A 17,344-nucleotide genomic window follows, 5' to 3' on the forward strand; every position below is an offset into this window, starting at 1 on the left:
TGCATAGAGGTTGCAATAACAACTTGCCAGCAGTTGGAGGGTTCGAAACCAATGGCCACGTACACGCTCCCGGAACTCCCGTACGACTACGCCGCGCTCGAACCGGTCATCAATCCGCAGATCATCGAGCTCCACCACGACAAGCACCACGCCGCTTACGTGAAGGGCGCGAACGACACCCTGGAGCAGCTGGAGGAGGCCCGCGACAAGGAGGCCTGGGGAGCGGTCAACGGCCTCCAGAAGAACCTGGCCTTCCACCTCTCCGGCCACATCCTGCACTCGATCTACTGGCACAACATGACCGGCGACGGCGGCGGCGAGCCCCTCGCGGCGGACGGGGTGGGGGAGCTCGCGGACGCGATCACCGAGTCCTTCGGCTCCTTCGCCGGTTTCAAGTCCCAGCTGACGAAGGCCGCGGCCACCACGCAGGGTTCCGGCTGGGGCGTCCTCGCGTACGAGCCGCTCAGCGGCGGGCTGATCGTCGAGCAGGTCTACGACCACCAGGGCAACGTGGGCCAGGGCTCGACCCCGATCCTGGTCTTCGACGCCTGGGAGCACGCCTTCTACCTCCAGTACAAGAACCAGAAGGTGGACTTCATCGACGCCATGTGGGCCGTCGTCAACTGGCAGGACGTGGCCAGGCGCTACGCCGCCGCCAAGGAGCGCGCGGACGTCCTGCTGCTCGCCCCCTGAGCGGGCGCCCGGACCGGGCGCCCCGAACGTCCTGCCTCGTGATCGTCTTCTCACCCTTCACCAGGCAGGCGGATGAGGGGGAGGCCCCCGCCCGGACGTGACGGGCGGGGGCCTCCCTGACGTCTCCCCCGCTGCCATGATGTCCGTCATGAGGAGCACTTCATGACGATCACCGTCCACGAGCTGGTGTACTACCCGGTCAAGGGCTGCGCCGGGGCCGCGGTGGACTCCGCGCGGGTCACCACCACCGGCCTCGAACACGACCGGACGTTCATGGTGGTCGACGCGTCCGACGGCGCGTTCCGCAGCCAGCGCACCCACCCCGCGATGGCGGCGGTCGGGGCCCGGGTCCTGGACTCCGGGGCGGTCCTCGCCCTGTCCGCCGAGGGCGCCGGACCGCTGCGCCTGGAGGTGACCCTGGACGGGCCGCGCCGCGAGGTCAGCATGTTCGGCCGGGGCCTCGGGCCGGCCGTCGACCAGGGGGACGAGGCCGCGGAGTGGTTCTCCGATGCGCTGGGCGCCCCGTCCCGGCTGGTCCGGGTGGTCCCGGGCTTCGACCGCGACGGCTGGGGCGAGACCCCCGGCAAGCTCAACTTCGCGGACGCGCACGCGGTCCTGGTCGCCTCGACGGCCTCGCTGGCCGGTCTCAACACCCGCATCGCGGCCCGGGGCGACGCCGCGCCCGTGCCCATGGACCGCTTCCGGCCCAACATCGTGCTGACCGGTGACGACGAGCCGCACTTCGAGGACCGGGTGGCCCGGATGACCCTGGGAACCGCCGAACTCGCCTACTCGGTACGGGCTTTGCGGTGCGACGTGCCGCTCGTCGACCAGCGCACCGGCCGCCGCGCCGGCCCGGAGCCGGTACGCACGCTGGCCACGTACCGCAGGGAGCCGGAGTTCGGCGGCAAGCTGAGCTTCGGCGCGAAGAACGCGGTGGTCCGCGAGGGCGGGGTGCGGGTCGGCGACCCGGTCGCCGTCCACAGCCCGGTGGGCGGCTGAACACCCGTAGCCCCGCCTGGACACGGGCCGCGGTGCCGGGTGCCGGCCGAGCGAGCTCTACTCCGGGGCCGCACCCTGCCCCGCCGGGGTCTTCGTCCACGGGCCGACGCCGAGCCGGCCCGTGGTGCCGAGGTCGAGTTCCGGGGTGACCGTCACGGGCCCGGCCCCGGGCTTCGCGGTGACCTCGACGTACGGGGCGTTCACCGGGTCGCCCTCGGTGGTGGTGTTGCGCCAGGCGAGGTTGGCGTACGCGCTCTCGCCCGGGCGCAGCGTGACGGGGCGAGGTGCCGCGTCGCCGCCGATCCCGGTGGAGATCGCGGTGGTGCCGTGCAGGATCTTCACCCCGCTCACCGGGTCCCGGTCCTCGTCGAGGAGCCGGAGCGCGGGGTAACCGTCGAGGCGGTAGTCGGCGGCGGAGCAGTTGACCAGGTGGATGCCCACGACCCGCAGCCCCATCGCCGCGTCGCCCCGGTCGTTGGTGATGCGCACCCCGGAGGACGGGCAGGCACCGTCCTCGGCGGGCGCCCCGTCCGCCGGGACGGCCCGCACCTTGGTGATCCGGGCCCGGTACGAGCGGGCCGAGCCCGGCCCGTCCGCCGCGTCGAGGGGGCGCCGCACGGTCTGGCCGGGCTTCACCGCCTCGACGGTGCGCGTGATGCTGTCCATGGCCTCACCGAAGCCGTTCACCAGGCTGAAGGTGACGGTGAAGGTGAGCGCTTCCTTCTCGGTGTTGGTGACCTCGAACCCGGTGGACGGGGCGCCGGAGGGCCCGCACTTGCCGCTGATCACCCGGACGTCGTCCCAGGTCCGCCCGGCGGGGTCGGTGAGCGGTGCGGCGGAGGCGCAGGTGGCCCCGGGCGAGGCCGGGGCGCCGGCCGTCTCCTCCCCGCATCCGGTGAGCAGCGCGGTGCTCGCGAGGGCGGCACACAGGGCGAGGGCGGTGACGGGGCGCATCCGCCCAGAAGATCAAAGACCACCCGGGCCGGGCTGTGCTCCGGATCACATATCACGTCACAGCGGCGTCACAGCCCGCGGCGGGGTCCGGCCCGGCCGGCCCCCGGGCCCGGAACATCCGCTCAGTCGAAGATCGGTCCCTGGGTGCGGGTGCGCTTGATCTCGTAGAAGCCGGGGATCGAGGCGACCATCAGGGTGCCGTCCCAGAGCTTCGCGGCCTCCTCGCCCTTGGGGGCGGGGGTGACGACCGGTCCGAAGAAGGCGATCTGCTCGCCGTCGGCGCCGGGGACGGCGATGACCGGGGTGCCGACCTCCTGGCCCACCTTGTCGATGCCCTCCTTGTGGGAGGCGCGCAGCTCGGTGTCGTAGGCGTCGGAGCCGGCGTGATCGGCGAGTTCGACGGGCAGGCCGACGTCCTTCAGCGCGGCCTCGACCGCCTCGCGGGTGACGCCCTCGCCCCGGTTGTGGAAGCGGGTGCCGAGCGCGGTGTAGAGGGGGCCGACGACCTCGTCGCCGTGGAGCTGCTGGGCGGCGACGACCACCCGCACCGGGCCCCACGCCTTGTTCTCCAGCAGGTCGCGGTACTCGTCGGGCAGGTCGTCGAGCCGGTCCTCGTTGAGCACGGCCAGGCTCATCACGTGCCAGCGGACCTCGACGTCGCGGACCTTCTCCACCTCCAGCATCCAGCGGGAGGTCATCCAGGCCCAGGGGCAGACCGGGTCGAACCAGAAGTCGACGGGGGTCCTGCCGGTCGCCGTGCTGTTGTCAGACATGTCTCTCCTCGAACGGACGGATCGCGTCGGTGGGTAAGTCTGTGCGCGAGAACACCGGACGACGCTCCGGCCATTCCCGCACGCGGGTCAGGAAGACGGCATGGGAGGATCAAACTATTCGAACGTGACACAAAGGAGTGTGCCGTGCCCGGCCAGAACCTGTCCCGAGACGAGGCCCGCGAGCGGGCCGAGCTGCTGACCGTCGACGGTTACGACGTCGAACTCGACGTGCGTTCCGCGATCGGCGAGCCCGGCCGGGACGACCTGACGGACGGTCCGCTGACCTTCCGCTCGCTGACGACGATCCGCTTCCGCACGGCGCGCGGCGGCGCGTCGACCTTCGCGGACCTCATCGCCCCGTCCGTCGACGCGGTGACGCTGGACGGCACCGAGCTGGACCCGGCCGTCGTATTCGACGGGGCGCGGATCGCGCTGACGGACCTGCCGGAGGGCGAACACGTCCTGGTGGTCGACGCGCGGTGCGCGTACAGCCGGACCGGCGAGGGCATGCACCGGTTCGTCGACCCGGAGGACGGCGAGGTCTACCTCTACACCCAGTACGAGCCGGCGGACGCGCGCCGCGTCTTCGCCAACTTCGAGCAGCCCGACCTCAAGGCCCCCTACCGCTTCCGGGTCACGGCGCCCGCGGAGTGGACGGTCTGGAGCAACGGCGCGGAGGAGTCCCGCGAGGGCGGGGTGTGGCGGTTCGCGGAGACCCAGCCGATCTCCACGTACATCACGGCGGTCGTCGCCGGCCCGTACCACTACGTCACCGACTCCTACAGCCGGACCTTCGAGGACGGCACGACGCTGGAGATCCCGCTCGGCGCCATGTGCCGCAAGGGGCTCGCCAAGCACTTCGACGCCGACGACGTCTTCCTCATCACCAAGCAGGGCCTGGACTTCTTCCACGACAACTTCGACTACCCGTACCCGTTCGGGAAGTACGACCAGGCGTTCGTGCCGGAGTACAACCTCGGCGCGATGGAGAACCCGGGCTGCGTCACGTTCCGCGAGGAGTACATCTTCCGCGGCAAGGTGACGCAGGCGGCGTACGAGAGCCGGGCCAACGTCATCCTGCACGAGATGGCGCACATGTGGTTCGGGGACCTCGTCACCATGCAGTGGTGGGACGACCTGTGGCTGAAGGAGTCCTTCGCGGACTTCATGGGCGTCTTCGCGATGGTGGGCGCGACCCGCTTCGAGGACGGCTGGATCACCTTCGCCAACAACCGCAAGTCCTGGGCGTACCGCGCCGACCAGCTGCCCTCCACCCACCCGGTCACGGCCGACATCCGTGACCTGGAGGACGCCAAGCTGAACTTCGACGGCATCACGTACGCCAAGGGCGCCTCCGTGCTGAAGCAGCTGGTGGCGTACGTGGGACGGGATGCGTTCCTGGAGGGGGCCCGGCGCTACTTCAAGAAGCACGCCTACGGCAACACCCGGCTCGGGGACCTGCTGTCGGTGCTGTCCGAGACGTCCGGCCGGGACATGACCGCCTGGTCGCGCTCCTGGCTGCAGACCGCGGGCGTCAACTCGCTGACCCCGGTGGCGACGTACGACGCGGCCGGCCGGATCACCGAGCTGGCCGTCCTCCAGGAGGCCGCCGAGTCCCACCCGGAGCTGCGGCCCCACCGGATCGCCGTCGGCCTGTACCGCCGCACCCCCGAGGGGGAACTGGTGCGTTACGCGCGCGCCGAGGCGGACGTGTCGGGTCCGCGCACGGTGATCGGGGAGCTGGCCGGGGCCGAGCGGCCCGAGCTGATCCTCGTCAACGACGACGACCTGACGTACTGCAAGGTCCGCTTCGACGAGGTCTCCCTCACCACCCTGCGGGCGCACCTGGGCGACATCACGGACCCGCTGGCCCGCGCCCTGTGCTGGTCGGCGCTGTGGAACCTCACCCGGGACGGGCTGATGCCCGCCCGCGACTTCGTCTCGCTGGTCCTGGCCTTCGCCGGGCGCGAGACGGACATCGGTGTGCTCCAGATGCTGCACACCTGGACGCGCGGCGCGCTGGTGCACTACGCCGCCCCCGAGTGGCGCGAGGAGGGCGGCCGCGCACTGGCCGAGGGCGCCCTCGGCGAACTGCGGCTCGCCGAGCCGGGCAGTGAGCACCAGCTCGCCTGGGCCCGGTTCTTCGCGTCGGTCGCCGCGTCGGACAGCGACTTCCAGCTGCTGTCCGGGCTGCTCGACGGCACGGCCAGGATCGACGGGCTCGACGTCGACCAGGAGCTGCGCTGGGCGTTCCTGTCGCCGCTGGTCGCGCACAGCGCCGCCGACGAGGCGGCGGTGGACGCCGAGCTGGCCCGGGACGACACGGCCTCCGGCAAGCGGCACCACGTACGGTGCCTGGCCTCCCGGCCGTCCGCCGAGGTCAAGGCCCGGGCGTGGGCGGACGTCGTGGAGTCGGACACGCTGTCCAACGCCCTGGTGGAGGCGACGATCGCGGGCTTCGCGCAGTCCTCGCAGCGGGAGCTGCTGGCGCCGTACGCCGAGCGGTACTTCGAGGCGATCGAGCGGGTCTGGGCCGAGCGGTCGATCCAGATCGGGATGGCCGTGGTCAGGGGGCTGTTCCCGGCCCTCCAGGACGACCCGGCGACCCTGGAGGCGGCCGACGCGTGGCTGGAGTCCCACGCGGACGCGGCGCCGGCGCTGCGGAGGCTGGTGCTGGAGGCCCGCGACGACCTGGCGCGGGGACTTCGGGCGCAGGCGGTGGATTCGGTGGCGTGAACGGGGCCTCCTGGTCGGGGCCCTTGCCCGGTGACTCCGTTGCCGGGCAAGGGTTCCGTCCTCGAACGCCTGACGGACGGGCGGTGGGGCGGACCCGGCCTTTTCGGATGTCGAACGCCCGTACTTCAGGACGGCGTTGTCCGGATATGTCGACGGGCCTGTAACAAGGGTCAGGATTCCGCCCGCCGGCGGGATACACCGGAGCATGGCTCAGAACACCCCGCTCCCGCCCTTTCCCTCCGTCACCACCCCTGCGCGTCAACGCGTGCTTTCCTCCGCCCAGTTGAAGGCGATGGGCGTGTCCGCCGGGCAGGCCGCCGCGCGGTGCGGGGCCGGGGGCCCGTGGCAGCAGCCGCTGCCCGGCGTCTTCGTCCTGCACCCGGGGGCGCTCAGCGGCCGGGAGCGGCTGCGGTCCGCCCTGTTGTACGCGGGCCGGCCGCCGGCCTCCGGCCGGGGGCCCGTCCCCTCCCGGGCCGCCGACCCGGCGTACGGCGAGGCGATGCTCACCGGGCTCGCCGCGCTCTCGCTGTACGGCTTCGCCGCTGCGCCGCCCGCCACCGCGGTGGAGCGGATCGACGTGCTGGTGCCCCGGGCGCGACGGCTGCGGTCGGCCGGGTACGCCCGGCTGCTGCGGACCGCCGAACCGCCGCGGCCGGAGCGGGTGGACGGACTGCCGGTGGCCCCGGTGGCGCGGGCACTGGCGGACGCGGTGGCCGGGCCCGGTGACGCGCTCACCGTGCGCCGACTGCTCACCGAGGCGGTGCGCGGCGGCCACTGCGAACCGGCCGTGGTGGTCGGTGAGCTGAACCGCGTCAAGGCGCTCGGCCGGCCGCAGGTGGCGCACGCGCTCGACACCCTGCTGTCCGAGGGCCGGGCCATGGCGGAGGAGCGGCTGTACGACATGGTGCGCGCTCACGGGCTCGAGGAGCCGATGTGGAACGTGGATCTGCGGCTGCCCGGCGGCCCGCACCTGGGCGGCGTGGACGCCTACTGGCCCGACGAGGCGGTCGCCGCGGTGCTGGACATCGGGGCCCCGCGGCACAGCCCCCTCGCCGAGGGCCGGCGGCAAGAGGAGCACGAGGCCGAGTGGTCCGCGTACGCCGCGCGGCGCGAGCATCTGGAACGGCTCGGGGTCACCGTCGTCCACCTCGCCCCGGAGAAGCTGCGCGACGCGCGCGAGCAGCAGGCGACGGTGGTCCGGACGGCGCTGATGGCCGCGGCGGACCGGGAGCCGGCGGCGTACGTGATGATCCTGCCTCGCTGAGGCGCCGCCGTCCCACCGGCGGCTCCCCGGGCGCGGCCCGATTCGCACCTGAATCGGGCTGTTCGCCCCCCTCCGGCATATCGGCCCCGGTGGCGGGATTACGCCATGACCTCAACAAGCCCCTCACAACTCTCCACAAACCCCTGTCATTTACGAAAGGGTGAGCGGTCATCCGGTACCGATTTCCGGACTCTCTCTTTCACATACAGGGATGCTGATGACCTCCGAATCCCCCAGCCCCATACCCGGCGCGAGACGCGTGGCCCGCGTCGCGGCCGCCGCCGGACTGGTGGCCGCCCTGGCCGCCACCGGCGCCGCTCCGGTCTTCGCGACCGACGCCCCGGCCCCCGCCCCCGCCCCCGTCAAGACCGCCGCCGGCGGCGGCGCGGCGGACAAGCTCGGCACGGCCGACGCCGAGGTTCTCACCAAGGCGAAGGCCAAGGGCGAGAAGAACATCACGATGATGGTCGCCACCGCTCCCGGTGCGACCGAGCAGGTCACCGAGCAACTGGACGCCGTCAAGGGCTCCGTGCTCGGGCAGGCCTACGACAAGCTCGGCTATGTGCGGGCCACCGTGCCCACCGCGGCCGCCGAGGCCACCATCAAGGCGGCCTCGAAGCTGTCGTCCGTCCACGGCATCGATCTCAAGCAGGAGATCGTGCTGGACGACCCGACGCCGTCGGCCGACCGGGCGACCGGTGGCCGGACCTCGGTGAAGTCGACGGGGACCTACCCGGCGCCCGGGAAGAACACCCCGGCGACGAACCCGTACAACCCCTCCTTCGAGACGGGCGCGGTCGACTTCGTCCAGCAGCACCCCAAGGCCGACGGCCGCGGCGTGACCATCGGCGTCCTCGACTCCGGGGTCGACCTCGGTCACCCGGCGCTGCAGAAGACCACCACCGGCGAGCGCAAGATCACCGACTGGGTGACCGCCACCGACCCGGTCAGCGACGGCGACGGCACCTGGCTGCGGATGACGGACGCGGTGTCCGGACCGGCGTTCACCTACGGCGGCCGCTCCTACGCGGCCCCGGCCGGGTCGTACCGGATCAGCGTCTTCAAGGAGGCCGTCACCAGGGGCGGCGACATGGCGGGCGACCTCAACCGGGACGGCGACACCACCGACTCCTGGGCCGTCCTGTACGACCCGGTCGCCGGCACCACCCGGGTGGACCTGAACAACAACGCGAACTTCTCCGACGACGAGGTCCTCAAGCCGTACAAGGAGAACCACCAGGTCTCCTACTTCGGCACGGACGACCCGCGGACCGAGGTCGTCGAGCGCATCCCGTTCGTCGTGGAGACCCGCAAGAACGTCGTGTACAACGCGGCGGGCGCCACGTCCGACTACGTCAACATCGGCGTGATCGAGTCCGAGCACGGCACCCACGTCGCGGGCATCACCGCCGCGAACGGTCTGTTCGGCGGCAGGATGAACGGTGCCGCGCCCGGCGCGAAGATCGTCTCCTCGCGCGCCTGCACCTGGTCCGGCGGCTGCACCAACATCGCGCTCACCGAGGGCATGATCGACCTCGTCGTGAACCGCGGCGTCGACGTCGTCAACATGTCGATCGGCGGCCTGCCGCCGCTCAACGACGGCAACAACGCCCGCGCCGAGCTCTACAAGCGCCTCATCGACGTCTACGGCGTCCAGCTGGTCATCTCGGCCGGCAACAGCGGCCCCGGCGTCAACACCATCGGTGACCCCGGCCTCGCCGACCACGTCATCTCGGTCGGCGCGTCCATCTCCAAGGAGACCTGGGCCGCGAACTACGGCTCGGCCGTCACCAAGAAGTACGACATGATGCCGTTCTCCTCGCGCGGCCCGCGTGAGGACGGCGGCTTCACGCCGACCCTGACGGCTCCCGGCGCGGCGATCAACTCGACGCAGACCTGGCTGCCCGGCAGTCCGGTCAAGGAGGCGGGCTACTCCCTCCCGGCCGGCTACTCCATGCTCCAGGGCACGTCGATGGCCTCCCCGCAGGCCGCCGGCGCGACCGCGCTGCTGCTGTCCGCCGCGAAGCAGAAGCACATCGAGCTGCCCCCGGCCGACCTGCGCACCGCGCTGACCAGCACCGCCACCCGGATCAAGGACGTGCCCGCGCACGCCCAGGGTGCCGGTCTGATCAACATCGTCGGCGCCTGGAAGCAGATCGAGAAGCAGGGCGCCCCGGCGCACGAGTACACGGTCAAGGCCCCGGTCGACACCGCGATCGACTTCGCGCTCAAGACCCCGGGCTTCGGCACCGGCCTGTACGACCGCGAGGGCGGCCTCAAGACCGGCCAGAAGAAGACCTACGACGTCACGGTCACCCGCACCACGGGCGCGGACAAGGACGTCGCGCACAAGCTGTCCTGGAAGTACAACGACGGCACCTTCGGGCTGACCGGCCCGAGCACCGTCTCGCTGCCGCTCGGCAAGCCGGTGACGGTCAAGGTCCAGGCGAAGCCGGGCAGCGCGGGCGTGCACAGCGCGATCCTGCAGCTCGACGACGCGAAGACCTCCGGGGTGGACCAGCAGATCCTGACGACGGTCGTCGTCGCCAAGGACCTGGTGAAGCCGGCGTACGCGTACACGACGTCCGGCTCGGTGCAGCGCAACGGCACCACGTCGTACTTCGTGACCGTGCCGGAGGGCGCCAAGACCCTCGAGGTCGCCATGAGCGCCCTGCGCTCGGGCAGCCAGACCCGCTTCATCTCCATCCACCCGTACGGGGTCGCGGTGGAGGACAGCGGGACGCCGTTCTGCTACCCGAACTACGAGAACCCGGCCAACACCTGCCGCCCCGACGTGCGCTCGTACGCCGACCCGCAGGCCGGTGTCTGGGAGATCGAGGTCGAGGCCCGGCGTACGTCGCCGCTGCTCGACAACCCGTACAAGCTGGATGTCTCGCTGCTCGGCGCCACCTTCGACCCGGCGGTGCGGACCCTCGCCGAGGCGAAGATCGGCACCCCGGCCGCGGTGGACTGGACGGTCACCAACAACGCGGGTGACCTGACGGGCAGGCTCAAGGGCGGCTCGCTGGGCTCGGCCGCCGTCGAGCGTCCGTCGATCTCTACGGGCGGCAAGTACGTCAAGGAGGTCACCATCGGTGAGGGCGTCGAGAAGCTGGACTTCGCCATCGGCGGCACCTCGGACGCCAACGCCGACCTGGACCTGTACGTCTACAAGGGCGCGGCCGAGGTGGGCTCCTCCACCACGGCGGGCTCCGAGGAGGCCGTCAGCCTGGTGAAGCCGTCCGCGGGCACGTACAGGGTCGAGATCGAGGGCTACGACGTCCCCGCCGGCACCACCGAGTACGACTACCGCGACGTGTACTACTCGCCGTCGCTCGGCACGATCAACGTCGACGAGTCGAAGGCCGTGAACCTGGCCAACGGCGCGTCGGCCAAGGTCGGTGCCGAGGTCGCGGTCGCCGGGGCCGCCCCCGCAGGCCGGCAGTTCTTCGGCGAGGTCCAGCTGGTGAACTCCCGCGGCACCGCCGCGGGCACCGGCAGCGTCGTGATCGAGAAGGTCACGCCGTAGTCACACCACGCTGAACGTGTGATCCGTACGACAGGGGGCGGGCGCTCACGGAGCGCCCGCCCCCGCTGCGCTGCGCCCCCGCTCGCGGGCCGTCCCGCGGGCCGGACAATGGATTGGACAAGGAAGCCGTGGACATACGCATCATGGAGCGGCAACCGTGCCCGTTCGTACGTCTGAGGGAGTTCCCGTGAAGGTCGGAATCGTCGGCGCCACCGGTCAGGTCGGCACAGTCATGCGCAGCATCCTGGCCGAGCGGAAGTTCCCGGCCGACGAGCTGCGGCTGTTCGCCTCCGCGCGCTCGGCGGGCTCCACGATCGAGTGGCAGGGCCGGGAGATCACCGTCGAGGACGCCTCGACGGCCGACTACACGGGCCTGGACATCGTGCTCTTCTCGGCCGGTGGCGCGACGTCGAAGGCGCTCGCCGAGAAGGTCGCCTCGCAGGGCGCCGTCGTGATCGACAACTCCTCCGCCTGGCGCAAGGACCCCCAGGTTCCGCTGGTCGTCTCCGAGGTCAACCCGCACGCGATCGCAAACCGCCCCAAGGGCATCATCGCCAACCCGAACTGCACCACGATGGCCGCCATGCCCGTGCTGCGCCCGCTGCACGAGGAGGCGGGGCTCGAAGCGCTGACCGTCGCCACGTACCAGGCGGTCTCCGGCTCCGGCCTGGCCGGCGTCGCCGAGCTGCACGGCCAGGCGTCCAAGGTCGTCGCCGACGCGGACAAGCTCACACACGACGGCTCGGCCGTGGACTTCCCGGAGCCCGGTGTCTACAAGCGCCCCATCGCCTTCAACGTGCTGCCGCTGGCCGGCTCCGTCGTCGACGACGGGTCCTTCGAGACGGACGAGGAGCAGAAGCTCCGCAACGAGTCCCGCAAGATCCTGGAGATCCCGGAGCTGAAGGTCTCCGGCACCTGCGTCCGGGTCCCGGTCTTCTCCGGCCACTCCCTCCAGGTCAACGCCCGCTTCGCCCGCCCGATCGGGGTGGAGCGCGCGTACGAACTGCTGAAGGACGCGCCGGGCGTCGAGCTGTCCGAGATCCCCACGCCGCTCCAGGCCGCGGGGAAGGACGCGTCCTTCGTGGGGCGCATCCGCAACGACGAGACCGTGGAGCACGGGCTCGCGCTCTTCGTCTCCAACGACAACCTGCGCAAGGGCGCGGCGCTGAACGCGGTCCAGATCGCGGAGCTGGTGGCGGCGGAGCTCGCCGGCTGACGCGGGGGCGCCGGGGGCGCCGGAGGCCGGAGGACGCCGGGGGGCGGTGCCGCTGCGCGGGGCCGTCCCCTCCCCGCCCCTTCCCGAAACCGGGGCTCTGCCCCGGACCCCGCTCCTCAAACGCCGGAGGGGCTGCAGGAGGCGAACGCCGGAAGGGGCTGGAGGAGACGAACGCCGGAAGGGGCTGGAGGAGGCGAACGCCGGAAGGGCTGGAGGAGCGCCTTCGCCCAGGGCCGAAAACGGGCATCGCTCTGTGTGGCCGTCCCGTGGAAGGATGGCGGGAAACATCACAGAGCAAGGAGATGACCGCGTGCCTGGCACGAATCTGACCCGCGAAGAGGCACAGGAGCGGGCGCGCCTGCTGACCGTGGACGCGTACGAGATCGATCTCGACCTCTCCGGGGCGCAGGAGGGCGGGACCTACCGGTCCGTCACCACCGTGCGCTTCGACTCCGCCGAAGCCGGTGCGGAGACCTTCATCGACCTGGTCGCCCCCGCGGTGCACGAGGTCGAGCTGAACGGCAGGCCGCTGGACGTCGCGGCGGTGTTCCGCGACTCGCGCATCACCCTGCCGCACCTGCAGGCCGGCGCCAACGAGCTGAAGGTCGTCGCCGACTGCGCGTACACCAACACCGGCGAGGGACTGCACCGCTTCGTCGACCCGGTCGACGAGCAGGCGTACCTGTACACCCAGTTCGAGGTCCCGGACGCGCGCCGCGTCTTCGCGAGCTTCGAGCAGCCCGACCTGAAGGCGACCTTCCGGTTCACCGTGAAGGCCCCCTCCGGCTGGACCGTGATCTCCAACTCGCCGACACCGGAGCCCCAGGACGACGTCTGGTCGTTCGAGCCGACGCCGCGCATCTCCTCGTACATCACCGCCCTGATCGTCGGCCCGTACCACTCGGTGCACAGCAGCTACGAGAAGGACGGCCGGACCGTCCCGCTGGGCATCTACTGCCGGCCCTCGCTCGCCGAGTACCTGGACGCGGACGCGATCTTCGACGTGACCCGGCTGGGCTTCGACTGGTTCCAGGAGAAGTTCGACTACGCGTACCCGTTCGCCAAGTACGACCAGCTCTTCGTCCCGGAGTTCAACGCGGGCGCGATGGAGAACGCGGGCGCGGTGACCATCCGCGACCAGTACGTCTTCCGGTCCAAGGTGACGGACGCGGCGTACGAGACGCGGGCCGAGACCATCCTGCACGAGCTGGCCCACATGTGGTTCGGCGACCTCGTCACGATGGAGTGGTGGAACGACCTCTGGCTGAACGAGTCGTTCGCCACGTACACCTCGATCGCCTGCCTGGCGTACGCCGAGGGCTCGGGGTGGCCGCACTCGTGGACCACGTTCGCCAACTCCATGAAGACGTGGGCCTACCGGCAGGACCAGCTGCCCTCGACCCACCCGATCATGGCCGACATCCGCGACCTGGACGACGTCCTGGTCAACTTCGACGGCATCACGTACGCCAAGGGCGCCTCGGTCCTGAAGCAGTTGGTGGCGTACGTCGGCATGGACGAGTTCTTCAAGGGCGTCCAGGCGTACTTCAAGGCGCACGCCTTCGGCAACACGCGGCTGACCGACCTGCTGGGCGCGCTGGAGGAGACCTCCGGCCGCGACCTGAAGACCTGGTCGAAGGCGTGGCTGGAGACGGCCGGCATCAACATCCTGCGCCCGGAGATCGAGACCGACGAGAACGGCCACGTCACGTCGTTCACCGTGCTCCAGGAAGCGCCCGCGCTGCCCGCCGGCGCCAAGGGCGAGCCGACGCTGCGCCCGCACCGCATCGCCATCGGCTGCTACGACCTCGACGGGGCCGGGAAGCTGGTGCGTACGGACCGGATCGAGCTGGACGTCGACGGCGAGCGCACCACCGTGCCGTTCCCCGCCGGCCAGGCGCGCCCCGCCGTCATCCTGCTCAACGACGACGACCTGTCGTACGCGAAGGTCCGCCTCGACGAGGAGTCGCTGCGGGTCGTCACCGAGCACCTGGGTGACTTCACCGAGTCGCTGCCGCGCGCCCTGTGCTGGGCGTCGGCCTGGGACATGACCCGGGACGGTGAGCTCGCCACCCGTGACTACCTCGCGCTGGTCCTCTCGGGGATCGGCAAGGAGTCGGACATCGGCGTCGTGCAGTCGCTGCACCGCCAGGTCAAGACGGCGATCGACCTGTACGCGACGCCGGAGTGGCGCGAGGCGGGTCTGACGCAGTGGACCGACGCGACGCTCGCGCACCTGCGCGCGGCGGAGCCGGGCAGCGACCACCAGCTGGCCTGGGCGCGCGCCTTCGCGGCCACCGCCCGCACCCCCCAGCAGCTGGACCTGCTCCGCTCGCTGCTCGACGGCACCGAGGCGGTCGAGGGCCTGACCGTCGACACCGAGCTGCGCTGGGCGCTCGTCCAGCGGCTCGCGGCCACCGGGATGGTCGACGAGGAGGAGATCGACGCCGAGTACGCGCGGGACCGCACCGCGGCGGGCGAGCGCCACGCGGCCTGCGCCCGTGCGGCGCGGCCCACCGAGGAGGCGAAGGCCGAGGCGTGGGCGTCGGTCGTCGAGTCCGACAAGCTGCCAAACTCCCTCCAGGAGGCGGTCATCGCCGGCTTCGTGCAGACGGACCAGCGTGAGCTGCTGGCCCCGTACACGGAGAAGTTCTTCGCCTCGGTGAAGGACGTCTGGGACTCGCGGAGCCACGAGATGGCCCAGCAGGTCGCCGTCGGCCTGTACCCGGCGCTCCAGGTCTCGCAGGAGACCCTGGACGCCACGGACGCCTGGCTGGCCTCGGCGGAACCGAACGCGGGTCTGCGCCGGCTGATCTCGGAGTCCCGCTCGGGCGTGGAGCGCGCGCTGCGGGCCCGGACGGCGGACGCGGCGGCCGCGACCGCGTAGCCCCGCTGGAAACCGCCCGGCGGACAGGCGCTGACGCGCAGCCGTCCGCCGGGCGGAGCGGGGGAGGTACGAGGCCGGCCGGGACTTACGAAGCCGACGCCTCGTGGCGGGCCGCGAGGTCGGCCGCGCCGGACTCGGTCAGGGAGCCGTGCAGGCGCATCCGGGCGACCCCGCCGTCGGGGAAGGCGTCCAGCCGTACGTGGGTGACCACGGCCTCGGCCGGCAGCGGGAAGCGGTGCGGCGTGTCGGGCTGGAGCCGGGTGCGCGGGATGATCTCGAACCACTCGCCGCTCTCGCCGTCCCGGCCGTGCAGGGCGATCCAGCCGGCCGCGTTGCCCTTCAGGCAGGCGGTGTCGATCTCGACCGCGCGGACGGCGCCCTGGGCGGGCAGCCGGAAGCGGACCCAGTCGTGGGTGTCGCGGACCCGGCGGCGGCGGTTCTCCCAGCCGTCGTCCATCTTGCGGGAGGTGCCCGGCAGGATGATCTGGGTCGGCGAGGAGTAGAAGCGGTCCGAGGCGTCCTCGTAGCTGCCGCCGTTCAGGACCGAGATCAGGTCGAACGTGGAGAGCGTCGCCAGCCAGCACGGGTCGGGTATCACCTCGCCGTGCACGCGGAGGCGGGCGATGCCGCCGTCGGGGTGCTGGCAGAGGCGGATGTGCGTGTAGCGGCGTCCTCCGGTGATCTCGAAGCCGTTGGCGGCGTGGCCGCGTACGGGGGCCGGGGGGACGATCTCCTCCCACTTCACGTCGTCGGCGAGCAGTTCCTCCGGGCCGGGCGCGCCCTCGACGCAGGTGGCCTGGACCGAGACGCGCTGCGGGTAGTTGCCGCGGAAGTGGGCGGTGTCGACGACGATGCCGCGGATGACGCCGGGGGCGCCGAGGCGGATGAGCGCCCAGTCGTGCTCGTCGGGGGCCGGGAAGGGGTGCTCGGCGTCCGTGCCGCGCCGGCGGCGGGTCTCCCAGCCGTCCATGATCTTGCCCTTGTGGCCGAAGTGCTCGGGGTCGAAGACCGCGCGCTCCCGGACGAGCAGGTTCTCGCGCTGGGCGAAGAACTCGTCGTTGGCGGCGATCACGCCCGCGCCGAGGCGGCGGTCGGCGAGGTCGACGAGCTCGGTGAAGGGGAGGTCGGCGGTGCGGTAGTCGGCGTAGGGGTCGCCGCCGCCGTACGGGGCCGCGTCGTTGGCGTGGGGGTCGTCGTGCCGGTTCTCGTCCTGTTCGGTGGTCATGCGTGCACTGTCGTACGGCGGAAGCCGGCAGGTCCATCGAAAGTTTCCGCACGAATCGTTCAGCCGGACTGAACGGTCGCGCTCTCCCCGTGCGGCTCCCCGTACGGCCCCGCCGCCTCGCGCAGGGCCGTGAGGACCCGGGCCACCGCCGGGGCGTCCTCGGCCCCGCGCCGGACGGCGGCGACCACATGGCGCCGGGGCCGGTCCGCGTCCAGGACCCGCATCACCACGCCGCCCGGGCCGTGCCGTTCCGCCGACGCCATGCGCGGGACCAGGGCGATGCCCAGGTCCGCGGCGACCAGGGCGAGGATCGCGGTCCAGCCGGACGCGCTGTGCGCCTGCTCGGGGACGAAGCCCGCGGCCCGGCAGGCGGAGACGGTGATCTCGGACCAGGGCTCCGAGCCGCCGAAGATCCAGGGCTCGGCGGACAGGTCGGCCAGCCGCAGCCCGGGCGCGTGTGCGAGCCGGTGGCCGGCCGGCAGGGCCACGTCGAGCGGGTCGGCGAGCAGCGGCAGCACGGAGAACCGGGGGTCGCGGGCCGTCGGGGCGTGGGCGGCCAGCGACAGGGCGAGGTCCACCTCGGCGGCGGCGAGCAGTTCGTACGCCTGGGCGGCCTCCGCCTCCCGCACCCGGACGTCGGGGCCGGGGCGGCCGGCGGAGCGCAGCCGTTGCACGGCGGGGACGACGAGGGCGGGCACGGCGGTGGCGAACGCGGCGACGCGGACCTCGCCCGCCTCGCCGCGCAGATAGCCGGTCAGTTCGGCGTCGGCGCGCTCCAGTCGGGCGAAGACCGCCTCGGCGTGCCGCAGGACGAGATGGGCGGCATCGGTCAGGCGGACCCGCCGGCCCTGGGCCTCCAGGAGGGGCACGCCGAGCTGTTTCGCCAGGTTGGACAGCTGCTGGGAGACGGCGGACGGGGTCATCAGCAGGGCGTCGGCGGTCGCGGTGACCGTGCCCCGGTCGCGCAGGGTGCGCAGGACGCGGAGCTTCTTGACGTCCCACTCGGTCATGGCCGCTGCCTGTCCGTCGGCCGCGGGCTGCCTCCGGGCGCGGATCCGGACATGC

11 protein-coding genes are annotated in these 17,344 nt (G+C 72.0%); 7 read left to right on the forward strand and 4 right to left on the reverse strand.

Features of this window, described 5'->3' with window-relative positions; translation table 11 throughout:
- Nucleotides 1–51 precede the first annotated feature (51 nt).
- Entirely contained in the window at nt 52–693 is a 642-nt protein-coding gene (locus ABZ564_RS02425) for a superoxide dismutase (RefSeq protein ID WP_360848154.1), read from the forward strand.
- Between the two features lie 162 nt (nt 694–855).
- Nucleotides 856–1,695 carry an MOSC N-terminal beta barrel domain-containing protein gene (locus ABZ564_RS02430; RefSeq protein WP_360848157.1) on the forward strand — a complete coding sequence of 280 codons (840 nt, stop codon included), beginning with the start codon at nt 856–858 and terminating at the stop codon, nt 1,693–1,695.
- Between the two features lie 57 nt (nt 1,696–1,752).
- On the opposite strand, the gene ABZ564_RS02435 is transcribed toward ABZ564_RS02430, so the two are convergent.
- A complete protein-coding gene (locus tag ABZ564_RS02435; RefSeq protein ID WP_360848160.1) occupies nt 1,753–2,649 on the reverse strand; it encodes a DUF4232 domain-containing protein in 897 nt (298 codons plus the stop codon).
- 122 nt (nt 2,650–2,771) lie between these two features.
- Complete coding sequence (locus ABZ564_RS02440) at nt 2,772–3,422, reverse strand: DsbA family protein (RefSeq protein WP_360848163.1); 651 nt, start codon at nt 3,420–3,422, stop codon at nt 2,772–2,774.
- A 144-nt stretch (nt 3,423–3,566) separates the two neighbouring features.
- Between ABZ564_RS02440 and pepN (ABZ564_RS02445) the strand changes: the two genes are divergently transcribed.
- The 5 genes from pepN (ABZ564_RS02445) to pepN (ABZ564_RS02465) all read left to right on the forward strand — a co-directional run bounded on the left by pepN (ABZ564_RS02445) (nt 3,567) and on the right by pepN (ABZ564_RS02465) (nt 15,054).
- Nucleotides 3,567–6,158 carry an aminopeptidase N gene (gene pepN, locus ABZ564_RS02445; RefSeq protein ID WP_360848166.1) on the forward strand — a complete coding sequence of 864 codons (2,592 nt, stop codon included), beginning with the start codon at nt 3,567–3,569 and terminating at the stop codon, nt 6,156–6,158.
- A 205-nt stretch (nt 6,159–6,363) separates the two neighbouring features.
- On the forward strand, nt 6,364–7,422 hold the full coding sequence (locus ABZ564_RS02450; protein ID WP_360848169.1) for a hypothetical protein: 1,059 nt from the start codon (nt 6,364–6,366) through the stop codon (nt 7,420–7,422).
- 211 nt (nt 7,423–7,633) lie between these two features.
- A complete protein-coding gene (locus ABZ564_RS02455; RefSeq protein ID WP_360848172.1) occupies nt 7,634–10,951 on the forward strand; it encodes a S8 family serine peptidase in 3,318 nt (1,105 codons plus the stop codon).
- Between the two features lie 187 nt (nt 10,952–11,138).
- Nucleotides 11,139–12,167, forward strand: coding sequence for an aspartate-semialdehyde dehydrogenase (locus ABZ564_RS02460; protein ID WP_360848175.1), 1,029 nt, complete (start codon nt 11,139–11,141; stop codon nt 12,165–12,167).
- 310 nt (nt 12,168–12,477) lie between these two features.
- Entirely contained in the window at nt 12,478–15,054 is a 2,577-nt protein-coding gene (gene pepN, locus ABZ564_RS02465) for an aminopeptidase N (RefSeq protein WP_360848178.1), read from the forward strand.
- Nucleotides 15,055–15,139: 85 nt separating this feature from the next.
- Here the strand turns inward: pepN (ABZ564_RS02465) and alc are convergent, their stop codons facing one another.
- Both alc and ABZ564_RS02475 read right to left on the reverse strand, forming a co-directional pair.
- A complete protein-coding gene (gene alc / locus ABZ564_RS02470) occupies nt 15,140–16,279 on the reverse strand; it encodes an allantoicase (protein WP_360848181.1) in 1,140 nt (379 codons plus the stop codon).
- A gap of 59 nt (nt 16,280–16,338) precedes the next feature.
- Nucleotides 16,339–17,289: a LysR substrate-binding domain-containing protein gene (locus tag ABZ564_RS02475; RefSeq protein ID WP_360848184.1), complete on the reverse strand. Its 951-nt coding sequence runs from the start codon at nt 17,287–17,289 to the stop codon at nt 16,339–16,341.
- Between the last annotated feature and the right edge of the window lie 55 nt (nt 17,290–17,344).

The sequence above is a fragment of the Streptomyces sp. NPDC019224 genome (assembly GCF_040632605.1).
Classification (GTDB): domain Bacteria; phylum Actinomycetota; class Actinomycetes; order Streptomycetales; family Streptomycetaceae; genus Streptomyces.

Bases quoted from the DNA above. Each gene is read 5' to 3' on its own strand.
- ABZ564_RS02425 (WP_360848154.1), top strand. From the start codon at position 52: ATGGCCACGTACACGCTCCCGGAACTCCCGTACGACTACGCCGCGCTC.
- ABZ564_RS02430 (WP_360848157.1), top strand. From the start codon at position 856: ATGACGATCACCGTCCACGAGCTGGTGTACTACCCGGTCAAGGGCTGC.
- ABZ564_RS02435 (WP_360848160.1), bottom strand. From the start codon at position 2,649: ATGCGCCCCGTCACCGCCCTCGCCCTGTGTGCCGCCCTCGCGAGCACC.
- ABZ564_RS02440 (WP_360848163.1), bottom strand. From the start codon at position 3,422: ATGTCTGACAACAGCACGGCGACCGGCAGGACCCCCGTCGACTTCTGG.
- ABZ564_RS02450 (WP_360848169.1), top strand. From the start codon at position 6,364: ATGGCTCAGAACACCCCGCTCCCGCCCTTTCCCTCCGTCACCACCCCT.
- ABZ564_RS02455 (WP_360848172.1), top strand. From the start codon at position 7,634: ATGCTGATGACCTCCGAATCCCCCAGCCCCATACCCGGCGCGAGACGC.
- alc (WP_360848181.1), bottom strand. From the start codon at position 16,279: ATGACCACCGAACAGGACGAGAACCGGCACGACGACCCCCACGCCAAC.
- ABZ564_RS02475 (WP_360848184.1), bottom strand. From the start codon at position 17,289: ATGACCGAGTGGGACGTCAAGAAGCTCCGCGTCCTGCGCACCCTGCGC.